We start from the raw sequence: 11878 nt of genomic DNA on the forward strand, positions 1-11878 counted from the left end.
ACCACAAAAGCCCCCGTCCCCCCGGACCGGGGCTTTCGTGCGTTACGGCTCAAGGCTGCGCTCGTGCGCTTCCCGTGCGCACCTGCCGCCAACTCCGCCTCAAGCACCAGAGCTTCGCCGGTTCAAGCGCCTTGGCGGGGAGAGTGGCGCTTTGTCCGGCTATCGCGCGGATGCTGAACGGCGTTGAACCCTCAGACACCCGTCATGACCGGGCCTAGCTGGACCTCGATTGCCGCCACTCCGAGATTTGGCGTCCAGTATCGGAGATCGCCTTCGTCACCTGCGTGGTGCCCCGGTTTGCGTTTTGCGCGGCTCATGAAGGGCGTTGGCGTGGGCCGCATCTCTTGCCTCTATCAGCTGTGCGCGGGAAATCTTCGCGAGATCGAAGCGGAGTTCGTGCATGTCCATGCCCGAGCGGTAGCCGCCGGGCCAGACGCTGGTCAGTTCGAACCCGCAATGCTGGAAGAACGGCGAGACTTGCGGCGAGGTGTCGACGGTGACGTAGCGTGTTGCGGGTTCGGCGCTGGTGGCGACGTGGAGCAGGCGTTCGAACAGCAGCAGCTTGCCGAGGCCAGCGCCGTGATGCGCACGCGCGGCCATTCCCCAAAAGAGCAGCGCCTTGTTGTAATGCTCCCAGATTTCGTAACCGCCGAACGCGCCGGGGACGCCATCGACGTCGACCACGAACGCCGGGCCATCGGGGACGTCGAGCGTTTCCTCCAGCCATTCGCGGTCGCCGGCGCCGAAATAGTCGGGGAGGTTCGAGTCGAAGATCGCGAGGACGGCGGCGCGGTCCTTGTCTTCGTAGCGGCGGGTCAGGATTCGGCTCATTACGGGCTCCACTGCGCGATGGTTTCGATCGCGTCGCTGGTCGAACGGCTCCAGCAGCGTGATGCGCCTTCGAAGGTTGCAGACGCGTGGGTCGGATCGGTCACGACGGTTTCGATCGTCTCGGGGCGGATGCGGCGGGGTTCACCGATCAGTTTCGCGTGTGCTTCCTTGATCGTCCAGCGTCGGAGCCATGCGTGGGGCTGGGCGAGGGCGGGCAGGCGGCGGAGTGAGTCGGCTTCGGTCGGGGTGAGCATGTCCCAGAGCGGCGGGTGATCGTCGACGATCTCGCGGTCGACCGCGATCGGCGTGCGCGCGACGCCGACCAGGGCGCGCCCGCCGCGGCTGGAGAGGCTGAGATACCAGCCTTTGGGGGTGGTAACTATCGGTGCGCCGGAAGGGCTGCGTGTCAGACGGACGTCGTCTGGGTCGTGTGCGAGTTTGCGTATCAGGGCGGAGGCCAGACTGTGCCGGATCGTGCACCCATCGCCTTGCAGGTCGCCGGCATGCGATCCCGTCTCGGCAACGCTCCACGCGACTGGCGACTGCCCGTCCCAAAAGAGTTCATCGAGCGGGCCATCGTGCCAGATCGGTGTCACGTCGCCACGGCGATCCGCGCCGGGCTCCCGTCCCAGCTGGTGCCGTTGGGCAGTGTCTCGCCCTTCATCACCACCGACAGGTCGCCGAGCTGCGCGTCCGCGCCGATCTCGGCGTCGTACAACACGATCGCGAGCGAGCCGATCGTCGCGCGGTCGCCGACGCGGATCGCGCCGACCTTCATCACGCGGTCCTCGAACAGATGCGTCTGCAAGCCCGCGAAATCGTTGAGCGCGACGTCGTCGCCGATGTCGACCAGATCGTGCTCGGTCAGGTCGGTGGTGTCGATGTAGCAGCGCTTGCCGATCCGCGCGCCCATCAGCCGGAGGTAGAGCGCGATCCACGGCGTGCCGCGCAACGGCTCGAGCAGGTTGGCGACGGCGAGGTTCTCGTAGGTGGCGGTGACGAGTTCGGTGCGCCAGACGAACGTGCTCCACAGAGGCGCGGTCGTGACCTTGTAGCGACCGACGACGAGCCATTTGAGCGCGAGGACGAAGATCCCGCAGGCGAGGCAGAAGCCGACGTACAGGAACGGGAATGTCGTCGCGATCAGCAGCCCGCCGTTGTCGAGATCGTCGAGGTCGCCGACCACCGACAGCAGCAAGCTGAAGAAGACGAGGAACGCGGTCAGCGACAACGTGGTGCGGACCGCCTCGATCGACAGGCGGGTCACGATCAGCGCGCGCGACGGGTTGAACCGCGCGCCCTCGTCGAACATCGTGTTAACCTGTCGCACCGGCAGCTTGATCGCGGGCGAGCCGAACCACGTGCTGCCCGCCTCGGTTGCCAGCGTGGGATCGCTCGGCGGCTTCGAGAGCACGCCGACGAGCACCTCGTCGCCGATCTGCGTACCGCTCGGCAGCAGTGCGGAATTGCCGATGAAGCTGCGGCGGCCGATCTTGGTATGCGCGAGTTCGATCGTGCCGTGGCCGATCCGTGCCGCGCCGAAGATCACCGAATCGGCGATGAAGCTCTCCTCGCCGATCTCGACCAGGTCCGGCACGATCGCGCTGGCGGTCGAGATTTCGGCGCGACGGCCGACCTTCACGCCGAGCGCACGGTACCACGGCACCACGTAGAGCGTCGCGAAGATCGGGTGGAGCAGGCGCAGCGCGAGGTCGTTGATCTGCTGGACGAACCAGTAGCGGACGTAGAACCCGCTGTTGAGCGCATAGACCGCGGGCGCGACGCGGCCGAGGATCAGGCGCTTGGCCGCCACCGTCAGCACGCACATCATCACGACATAGGTGACCGCGAGCAGCGGCGCGACCGCGACATAGGCATAGCCGCTGGTCGCCCAGTCGAGCTCGATCAGCGCGATCAGCCCGGGCGCGATCGGTAGGATCGCGACCAGCGGCAGGATCAGCGCGCACAGGAACAGGCCGATCGCCGGGCCGGCATTGCGCGGGGCTGCGGTGGCCGGGCGGCGGGGCGCATCGCCGTCATGCGCGGCGGGGGAGCCTGCCCAGCGCTGGCCGGCGGGGATCGTCGTTTCGGCGGGCAGCGCGGACAGGTCGTCGAGCATCGCATCGTCGCCGAGCGCGGCGTTGCGGCCGACGACCGCCATCGATCCGACGAACGCGCCCTTGCCGAGCTTTACCGTGCCGAGGCGGAGCAACCCGCGCTCGACCGAACTGGTGGCGAGCACCGCCTGGTCGCTGATGATCGCATCGTCATCGGCGTGGAGCAGGTCGGCCGTGTCGATGATCCCGGTGCCGATATGGACTCGTTCGCCGATCTTCGCGCCGAGCATCCGGTAATAGCCGCGGATCATCGGCGTGCCCGCGAGATACGGCGTCGCGGTGACGCCGATGATCCGGCGGACCAGCCACCAGCGGAAATAATAGCTGCCCCAGAGCGGGTAATCCCCGGCCTTGAATCGCCCGACGATCAGCCATTTCAGGACGATCGAGAGGAACATCGACGCGATCGGGACGACCGTGAAGAACAGGCCGCTGAGGATCAGCGCGTCGACCCGCGGCATGTCGCCTGCCAAGTGCGTGTAGGCGAGATAGGGCGAGAACCACTGCAGCCCCGCCAGCGTGTAGATCGGCAGCAGCGCGAGCGTCTGTGCGGCGACGCACAGACGGCGCTTCCACGGCGCGATGTGATGGAAACTGGACTCGTCGAGGATCGCGACGGGTGTCGTTCCGCCGATCCGCAACGCGAGTGCGCGAATGGTGGGTGCGGCGTAGACGTCTTCGAGCGACAGGCCTTCGAGACCGCGCACTTTACGGGCCGCCGATACGAGCCTTGCGGCCTTGAGCGAATGGCCGCCGAGATCCTCGAACAGGTCGTCGAGCACCGATACCGGCTGCGGCGCGAACGCTTCGGCCCAGACGCGGTGGAGGCTTTCCTCCAGCGGCGTGGTGGGGGCGACCATCTCGCGGTCCGACGTCACGGTGATCTCGGGCTTGACCAGCGCCTTGCGGTCGACCTTCCCCGAGGCTGGGAGCGTCGGCATGTGTGACAGCAACTGATACCCTGCCGGGCGCATGTAGTTGGGGAGCCGCTCGGCGACGCGGGCCTTGAGGCCGCCCATGTCGATCTCTTCGGCGGGGCGGGCGATCAGGAAGGCGGCGAGGAATTCGGAGCCGTCGTCGTCGGTGAAGAGCTGGACGACGGTCTGCGCGACGCCGGGCCATTCGCCGATTACCGCCTCGATCTCGGCGAGCTCGACGCGGAAGCCGCGAATCTTCACCTGCGTATCGATCCGCCCGACGAAGTCGATGTCGCCCGCCGCGTCGAGCTTCACGAGGTCGCCCGAGCGGTAGATTCGCTCGGGGGCACCCGATGGCCCGTCGAACGGGGTCATGATGAATTTCTCGGCCGTGAGGTCGGGGCGGTTGACGTAGCCGACGCCGACGCCGGGGCCGCCGATGACGAGTTCGCCTTCCTGGCCGTCGGGCACGGGCTGCATATGCTCGTCGACCACCCAGGCGGTGTAGCCGGGGAGGGGCTTGCCGATCGTGATGCGCTGGCCCGGGAAGACTTCGGTCCAGGTCGCGGTGACCGACGTCTCGGTCGGGCCGTAGGTGTTGAGCAGGCGGAGGCCCGGTCGCGCGAGCCGGCGCGGCAGGTCGGCGGGGCAGGCTTCGCCGCCCATGTTGAGCAGGCGGAGCGTCGGCACCGGATGCTCGACCAGCGCGATCAGCGAGGGGACGACGTGCCAGATCGTCGTGTTCGCCTCGGCCAGCGCGATCGCCACGTCGGGCCCGCTGGTCGCCAGCGCCTCGGTGGCGACGAGGACGACCGCACCGACGAAGAACGCGCTCCACATCGTCTCGACCGACATGTCGAACGCGAGGCTGAACCCGCCGAATACGACGTCGCTTGCGTTCAGATCGAGAATGGCGCTTTCCGAGCGGACGAGATGGCAGGCATTGGCATGCGAGATCATCACGCCCTTGGGCCGCCCGGTCGTTCCCGAGGTGTAGATGATATAGGCGAGGTCCTGCGGTGTCGCCTGCGTCACGTCGCGGCCGATCGGTTCGCACGGCTCGGCGGCGAGGTCGCCCATCGCGGCGTCGAGGGCGAGCGTCCTGCCCTTCAGATTGGCGACGCGGCTGGCGACGGTGATCGTCAGCGCGGCCTCGCTGTCCTCGACGATGAAGTCGATCCGGTCCTGCGGATAGCCCCAGTCGACCGGCACATAGGCGGCGCCGGCGCTCAGCACGCCGAGGATCGCCATATACTGGTCGAGCCCGCGCGGCAGGCACAGCACGACGCGGTCGCCACGGCCGATCCCCATTGCCCGCAACCGGTGCGCCAGCGCCAGACTGCGCCGCCCGAGATCGTCGTAACTCCAGTCGGTCTTGCGGTGGTATTCCTCGTCGGAGCCAATCAGACGGAGCGCCGGTGCGCGAGGATATGCGAGCCGTGTCGCGTCGAAAATCTCATGCAACAGTTCGTTACGGGCATAGGGCTCGTTCGGGCGCAACGCCGGCGCGGGCGCGATCGATGCCGGTCGCCTCTCGACGTTGGCCTCGGGGAATTGCGTGACGTCCGAGGCGCTTGACGAGGGGGCTGGATGCATGACCGGGCCTTAGCCGATCTGCCGCGCAGTTTGCTATATGTCAGTGACAAAGCGAGTGACTGGCATGCTGCCCGCCAGGGCGCGCCCTATGCGGGGAGCGTGAACGACGGCAAGGCTTCGACTGCGGGATGCGCGAGCCGTCGATTCGGCGGATCAGCGGCATGTCGAGCTTATATGTCCGGCCACAAATCGGCCGGCGGCCCGAGCCCCGCATAGCCCGCACCGAAATCGTCGATCGCGGGCATGAAGCCGCGAGCATGATACGCTTCCGCGACGTCGATTATCTCCTCGTTCTCGGTTAATTCGACCATGAGCCGGCCGTTCCGCGAACCAGCGCTCCAGAGGCGAAGACGACGCCGGTCCGGATATCGTCGGCTGGAACCCGATCGTGATCGCGGTCCGATGGGGCGACCCCGCGGCCGGTACGGCCCAGGCGGCATCGGCCTCGGGGATTAGCCGCGGGGATCAGTAGTGCCTCACGGCCAGTCTGCCAGTTTGCCCATCGCGTTGCGGGGCAGGGCAGCGCCGAAGCGAAAGCTGCGTGGCCGTTCAGGGTCCGACAGATGCGGCATGACTGTCTGCTCGATCCGCGCGGACAGCTGTCCGGTATCCTGCTGCTCGGCGGGCACGATGAACGCCTTCAGCCGCCCGTTCGGGTGGAGCCGGACCGCGGCGTCTGCGACGCCGTCGACCGCGCGCAACGCCCGCGCGACGCGGTCCGGCCAGACATTGTGTCCGCCGACCTGGACCGCGCCGTCGCGTCGACCGATCGGCCGCAGCGTCCGCTTGCCGATCCGCTCGATATGGTCGGGCAGCTCGAAACATCGGCCGTTGCGGTCGACGAGCTGCCAATCGCCGTTGTCGTCCGGCGACAGGTCCCAGCGGGGCAGCAGGTCGTACGCGGATCTGGGGATGTCGCGCATCGCGATTCCGCCGGTCTCCGAGGCGCCATAGATATCGACCAGTCGCGCCAGCCCGGCTGCGAGCAGCCCCGACGCGACGTTGTCGTCGAGCGATCCTCCCGAGCTCACGCCGACGATATCCTCGGGAAACCGGCGGATCAGACGTCGCAACGCCTGCCACTGGTCGGGTACCGCGACGACGAGATCGCCGGCGACGAGACCCAAGGCGGCGCCGATCGTGCGGACGACGACGGGCACGCCCAGCGCGTCGGGGAGAAAGCCGGTCCAGATGATCCCGTAGAGATGATGCGCCGGCACCAGCGCGACTACGCGGCGGCGACCCGCGAACCGCCCTGCGAGGACCGCGGCCTCGTCGAGCAGGTCGGCGATGGTATGGATGCAGCGCCGCGGACTGCCGGTCGAGCCCGACGTGCTGACCGTCATCCGGCCATCGCCTGCGGCCTGCGCCTGCATGATCCAGTCGACCCAGGCGCCGACGGTTTGCGGTGGATCGTCGCTCAGCACGCTGTCGTCGAGGTCGAACGTCTCGGCCAGCGCGCCGAGTGCGCCGAGCTGCTCCATCGAATCCAACCCGAGCCCGTCCTCACCGATCGGGGTCGAGTCGAGCCAATCGCTGGACGTGGTCGGCCGGCGATCGGTATCGCGCAGGCGCCGCAGCTCCGCGGCAACCGTGGCACAGGCGATGCGGTGCGCCGCCGTGCGCTGCAAGACGGGCGCTGTGGAAACGGGAGTCGGTACGGGCATCGTCGGTTCAGGCGACCGATCAACAGCCACGGTCACGCTGCGACCGCTTGGCGATGGCAGACCCGGTTTCGGCCGGCATGCTTGGCGGCATAGACGCGCGTGTCGGCGAGCGCGATGAGCGCATCGATCGACCCGTCAGCTTCGTCCAAGGTCGCGCACCCCAAGCTTGCGGTAACGGTCAGAGGCCCGTGCGGCGTTTCGATTTCGAGCGCGGCGATCGTCGCGCGCATTTGCTCGGCGAGCTCGACCGTCTGCGGTTTTTCGTAGCGCGGCAGAAGGACTCCGAACTCCTCGCCACCCAGTCGCGCGAAGATTCCGCGCGGCGGGAGCAGCGCCTTGCAGGCATCGGCGACGCGGCGCAGCAGGATGTCGCCGACCGGATGGCCGTAAGTATCGTTGACCATCTTGAAGTGATCGAGATCGAGCAGGACCAGCGACAGCGATTGTCGCAAGTCGCGCCAATGGGTCTGCTCGCGTTCCATCACCTGACCGAAATGCCGCCGGTTCGACGCGCCCGTCAGGTGATCGCAGGTCAGCAGCCGGCGCATGTCCTCGGCCGCCTCACCGCCATGTGGCACGTCGCGCAGAACGACCGAGAAGCTCGACGGGTGCAGATCGTCGGGTCCGGATCGCGCGACGACGAGGCGCTGGCACCAGTATCGCTCGCCGTCCGCGCGCTGCTGCCAGCCCTCCTGGAGATGCCATCCTTCGCGCGTGGCGATCACCAGCTGCTCGTCGAGCCGCAGGTCGCCACCGGGCGTATCGGCTTTCAGGATGGCGGTAAGATCACGGCCGATCACGTCGGCGATGGGGTGCCCGGTCTGGCGGGTAAAGCAGGCGTCGGCGGACTCGATCAGGCCACCCGGGGTGATCGTCAGCGCGGCATAGTCGTTGACGCCGTCCAGCATGGTCGCGAACCAGGTATTGGCCTGGCGCAGGCGTTCCTCCTGGACGACCTGCTGGCTGATGTCCGCCAGCGTCGCCATCAGCCGATTGGGGCCGAGCTTGACCAGGGTGCAGGCCAGCACCTTGGGCGCCACGCTGTGCCGGCGCGCGCCGAGATCGACGAAGATCCGGTGGCCGTCGCAGATCCGCCCGGTCGCCGGTGCGAATGCCGCGACGATGCTGCGCAATTCGGGAGCATGCTGTTCGAACGCTGCAAACAGGTTGCCGGGATTGCGCGGACCCGCGAGCGGCAACAGATGCTGCATCGCATGCGGGTTCATCAGCGCGATCTCGCCGGTCGCGTCGCATTCGATCAGCCCGATGGGACAGGCATAGAGGAATTCCAGAAGCTGTTCCTCGCTCGACGCCTCGCTCATCGTCGCGGTCTCAGCGCTCGATCAGGATATAGCGGCGCGGCGTGCCGGGCGCGGCGAGCAGACGCAACCGCACGCGGGTCGGGCGCATCCGCAAGGTCAGGACATAGGGGATGATATCGTCGATCTCGGGCTCGTCCTCGAACCGCTGGGCGACCATGAAGTTGTTCATGCACTGGCCGACCGCGTCGAAGAACGGTACGCCGATCACCGCGGCGGCGTCGAGCCCGGCCATGCGCGCTTCGGTGGCGTTGTAGACCTGGACGAGCGTATCGGCGCTGAAGCCGACCACCCCGAATGGTAGCGCATCGCGGTCGTTGGCATCCATTGCCTCGAGGTCGCTCAGGGCAACCGTTTCAAAACCAGTCTCATTCTGCGACACGGTGTAACTCCCTTACAATCGCTGTATGGTCTGGAGAGCGTTAAGCATCGCCTAAAATGTTCGAATTTCTGTGGTCGTTGCGACGGGGTGGCGGTGGCGACGATCGAGCCGCGCGATGGGCGATCGGGCGTTGCGCTACGCCAGCGCTATGCGAATCGCGGAAAACGATCTCGAAATGCTACGCCGCGCGCGATAGCTGGACGGCCACATGAGGATTTGTGGCATGGCAACGTGGCAGCGATCGTGGCGGACCGACCTTGGTCTTCGTGCGGCTGGGGTATTTCTGTTCGGCCTGGCGTATCTCGGAATCGCGCGGCTTGCCTCTCTCCACGTCGCCCTGCACATCCGGGCGCACGGTGGCGCGGGGCTGGGGTATGAGTTGCGGGCTTATGGATGGGCGATGGTTGGGTTCCTCGGCGCGAGTGGCGGCAGTATCCTGACCCTGCTGGGCGCGAGAATTTTCGACCAGATCACCGTCAGCGCGCGGTGGCGGGTCAACCGGATGCCCAATGATCAAATGAACAGATCGAGCACGTCCGACGATCAGCGTCGTCAGGACCGGGGCTCGCGCTGGGACTGAGCCTCACGCCAAAACCTCGTTGGCATCGCGCGCGGGTCGGGGTCCATATCCTGCTCGGATACTGGTGATTTTTGACGAGGCCAGCCAGCCGGGGTTCCCGCCCCGTCAATATGACGGTTGTGGGGTGTGGGGATACGAGCCGACCGACGCGTCGTCGCCGACCGGCGGTGGGACTTCCGAAAAGCGCCTGCTACGTTGCGGCCGATCAGCACGGGCGGGGAGCGAGCATGAGCGGACGTCGAATGGGGCCGGGGCGGCTCGAGGCTTTCACCGACGGCGTGGTCGCGATCATCATCACGATCATGGTGCTGGAACTGAAGGTCCCTGAGACCGGCGATTTGCACGGCCTGATGGGTGCAGCGCCGGTGCTGCTTGCCTATCTTTTGAGCTTCGTGAATGTCGGGCTCTACTGGAACAATCATCACCACATGTTCCATGCGGTCGATCGGATCGACGGGCGCGTATTGTGGGCGAACCTGTTCCTGCTGTTCTGGCTCAGCCTGGTGCCGTTCGCGATCCGCTGGCTCGACGAGAGCCAGTTCGCGGCCGGCGCCACCGCCGCCTACGGGATCGTCCTCGGGCTCGCCGCGATCGGCTATACGCTGACCGAACGCGCGATCATCGCCTGCAACGGAAAGACCTCCGCCGTCGCTCGCGCGATCGGCTCGGACTGGAAGGGCTGGGGCAGCATCGTGCTCTACGCGCTGGCGGTGCCGCTGGCGTTTGTCAGCCGCTGGATCGCGATCGCGCTGTATGTTTCGGTCATCGCGCTGTGGCTGATTCCGGACCGGCGGATCATCCGGGTACTCAACGCGGTCGACTGACGCGACACAGTCGTCGGCTGTGCCGCGGTTAAAGGGATCAAGCGTGTTCTCAAGGTCTTGGCGCGCTATACCTTAAAATCGGGCGCGGGTGCATCCGGGCTATCGACCGTGTCTGCGTACCGCGAGGGTGACGCGCTGGCGTCTGGAGGGCATAAGCCGCGGCATGACCGCCGCGATCGCCGAACGCCTGCCTGCCCCGATACCCGAAACGCACGCGCCGCCGCGTTGGAGGATCGCCGCGTGATCGCGATCATCGGTCCGGTGTCCGCAGCAACCGGGGCTCGATCATGGACCGCATAACCAAAACGCGCGTGCGGATCCTGTTGCAGCGGCATGCGCCGAGTGCGCTCGTCTGGCGGCGGCGCGTCGCGATCCTCGGCGGGGCGATCATGATCGGGATCGTCGCACTCGGGTTCGCCGCGGCGGCGGATCGTGCGGGCGAGGCGTTCACCGACATCGTCGTGCGCTGGTGGTGGGCGCCGCTGCTGATGACGCCGGTGGGCTATGCAGCGATCGCGTGGATCACGCTGCGCGTTGCCCCGGCAGCGCGCGGATCGGGCATCCCGCAGGTCATGGCGGCGACCCGCGATCCCGATCATGCGATGACCGGGCTGGTGTCCGCCAAGACGGTCATCGTCAAGCTGGTGCTGACGATCGGCACGCTGTTCGTCGGCGCCTCGACCGGGCGCGAAGGGCCGACCGTCCAGGTCGCGGCGTCGATCATGGGCTATGCGCACCGCGTGATGGCGATCCCGCTGCGCGCGTCGGTATTCATCGCCGGCGGCGCGGCGGGCGTCGCCGCGGCGTTCAACACGCCGCTTGCCGGTGTCGCCTTCGCGATCGAGGAACTGGCCGCCGCGTACGAACAGCGGATGACCCTGCTGGTGATGACCGCGGTGCTGATCGCCGGCATGGTCAGCCTCGGGCTGTCGGGGGATTACGTGTATTTCGGGGTGATGCGGCAGACGCTGAACGTCCGCGAGACGCTGCTCGCGGCGCCGGTCGCGGGCATATTGGGCGGGCTGGCGGGGGCGCTGTTCTCGCGGTCGGTGATCGCAACCGGGCGGACGCGGGCAGCGCCGGTGGCGTGGCTGCGCGCGCATCCGACGCTGTTCGCGGGCGGGCTCGGGCTGGTCGTGGCGATCATCGGCGTCGCCAGCGGGCTGACCTGGGGGACCGGATACGGTGCGGCGCGTGGGATCATCACCGGCGGCGACGTGCCGCACTGGTTCGGTGCGGCGAAGTTCGTCACGACGCTGGCGACCGCGGTATCGGGCATGCCGGGCGGGATTTTCGCGCCGTCGCTGTCGGTCGGGGCGGGGATCGGCGACATGCTCCGAAGCATCTTTCCTGATTATCCGCCGGGCGCGATCGTGCTGCTGGGTATGGTCGCGTATTTCACCGGCGTGGTCCGTGCGCCGCTGACCGCGGTGATCATCATCTCCGAGACGACCGCAAGCCGTGGGCTGATGATGCCGCTGGTCGCTTCCGCGCTGATCGCCGACTTCGTCGCGCAGGCGGTGTCGAAGGAGCGGCTGTATCATGTGTTGTCGGCAGGATTTCTGCGCAAGGACGTGGTTGCATCGCCCGACGCGGGGCATGGGCGGACGAGCGTCGATCTCGACGACCGCGAGGAATAGGCGCG

Annotated in this window: 10 protein-coding genes; 3 read left to right on the forward strand and 7 right to left on the reverse strand. The window is 67.3% G+C overall.

Going from position 1 to position 11878, the window contains the following annotated elements; genetic code table 11:
• Positions 1–276: 276 nt before the first annotated feature.
• The 7 genes from ACLBWL_RS12545 to ACLBWL_RS12575 all read right to left on the reverse strand — a co-directional run bounded on the left by ACLBWL_RS12545 (position 277) and on the right by ACLBWL_RS12575 (position 8775).
• Positions 277–831 carry a GNAT family N-acetyltransferase gene (locus ACLBWL_RS12545; protein WP_447793529.1) on the reverse strand — a complete coding sequence of 185 codons (555 nt, stop codon included), beginning with the start codon at positions 829–831 and terminating at the stop codon, positions 277–279.
• Positions 831–1427 (reverse strand): 4'-phosphopantetheinyl transferase family protein, encoded by a 597-nt coding sequence (locus ACLBWL_RS12550; protein ID WP_447793531.1) that lies wholly within the window; start codon positions 1425–1427, stop codon positions 831–833. The genes ACLBWL_RS12545 and ACLBWL_RS12550 overlap by 1 nt, the downstream gene beginning before the upstream one ends.
• Positions 1424–5461: a Pls/PosA family non-ribosomal peptide synthetase gene (locus ACLBWL_RS12555; protein ID WP_447793533.1), complete on the reverse strand. Its 4038-nt coding sequence runs from the start codon at positions 5459–5461 to the stop codon at positions 1424–1426. Before ACLBWL_RS12555 ends, ACLBWL_RS12550 begins: the two co-directional genes overlap by 4 nt.
• Before the next feature lie 170 nt (positions 5462–5631).
• Positions 5632–5772: a hypothetical protein gene (locus tag ACLBWL_RS12560; protein WP_447793535.1), complete on the reverse strand. Its 141-nt coding sequence runs from the start codon at positions 5770–5772 to the stop codon at positions 5632–5634.
• Positions 5773–5937: 165 nt separating this feature from the next.
• On the reverse strand, positions 5938–7092 hold the full coding sequence (locus tag ACLBWL_RS12565) for an AMP-binding protein (protein WP_447793537.1): 1155 nt from the start codon (positions 7090–7092) through the stop codon (positions 5938–5940).
• Between the two features lie 68 nt (positions 7093–7160).
• Positions 7161–8450, reverse strand: coding sequence for a diguanylate cyclase (locus tag ACLBWL_RS12570; RefSeq protein ID WP_447793538.1), 1290 nt, complete (start codon positions 8448–8450; stop codon positions 7161–7163).
• A gap of 10 nt (positions 8451–8460) precedes the next feature.
• Positions 8461–8775: a phosphonate transporter gene (locus ACLBWL_RS12575; protein WP_447793540.1), complete on the reverse strand. Its 315-nt coding sequence runs from the start codon at positions 8773–8775 to the stop codon at positions 8461–8463.
• A 277-nt stretch (positions 8776–9052) separates the two neighbouring features.
• Here ACLBWL_RS12575 and ACLBWL_RS12580 point away from each other — a divergent pair, with 277 nt between their 5' ends.
• From ACLBWL_RS12580 to ACLBWL_RS12590, 3 genes are all read left to right on the forward strand, one after another.
• A complete protein-coding gene (locus ACLBWL_RS12580; protein WP_447793542.1) occupies positions 9053–9409 on the forward strand; it encodes a hypothetical protein in 357 nt (118 codons plus the stop codon).
• 227 nt (positions 9410–9636) lie between these two features.
• The gene (locus ACLBWL_RS12585; protein ID WP_447793544.1) at positions 9637–10233 is read left to right on the forward strand and encodes a TMEM175 family protein; all 597 of its coding nucleotides are present in this window, start codon (positions 9637–9639) and stop codon (positions 10231–10233) included.
• Positions 10234–10520: 287 nt separating this feature from the next.
• A complete protein-coding gene (locus ACLBWL_RS12590) occupies positions 10521–11873 on the forward strand; it encodes a chloride channel protein (RefSeq protein ID WP_447793546.1) in 1353 nt (450 codons plus the stop codon).
• Positions 11874–11878 lie beyond the last annotated feature (5 nt).

Source organism: Sphingomonas sp. M1A8_2b (assembly GCF_053345535.1).

Coding starts and splice junctions, on each gene's coding strand:
- ACLBWL_RS12545 (WP_447793529.1), bottom strand. CDS start 831: ATGAGCCGAATCCTGACCCGCCGCTACGAAGACAAGGACCGCGCCGCC.
- ACLBWL_RS12580 (WP_447793542.1), top strand. CDS start 9,053: ATGGCAACGTGGCAGCGATCGTGGCGGACCGACCTTGGTCTTCGTGCG.
- ACLBWL_RS12560 (WP_447793535.1), bottom strand. CDS start 5,772: ATGGTCGAATTAACCGAGAACGAGGAGATAATCGACGTCGCGGAAGCG.
- ACLBWL_RS12585 (WP_447793544.1), top strand. CDS start 9,637: ATGAGCGGACGTCGAATGGGGCCGGGGCGGCTCGAGGCTTTCACCGAC.
- ACLBWL_RS12570 (WP_447793538.1), bottom strand. CDS start 8,450: ATGAGCGAGGCGTCGAGCGAGGAACAGCTTCTGGAATTCCTCTATGCC.
- ACLBWL_RS12555 (WP_447793533.1), bottom strand. CDS start 5,461: ATGCATCCAGCCCCCTCGTCAAGCGCCTCGGACGTCACGCAATTCCCC.
- ACLBWL_RS12590 (WP_447793546.1), top strand. CDS start 10,521: ATGGACCGCATAACCAAAACGCGCGTGCGGATCCTGTTGCAGCGGCAT.
- ACLBWL_RS12575 (WP_447793540.1), bottom strand. CDS start 8,775: ATGGATGCCAACGACCGCGATGCGCTACCATTCGGGGTGGTCGGCTTC.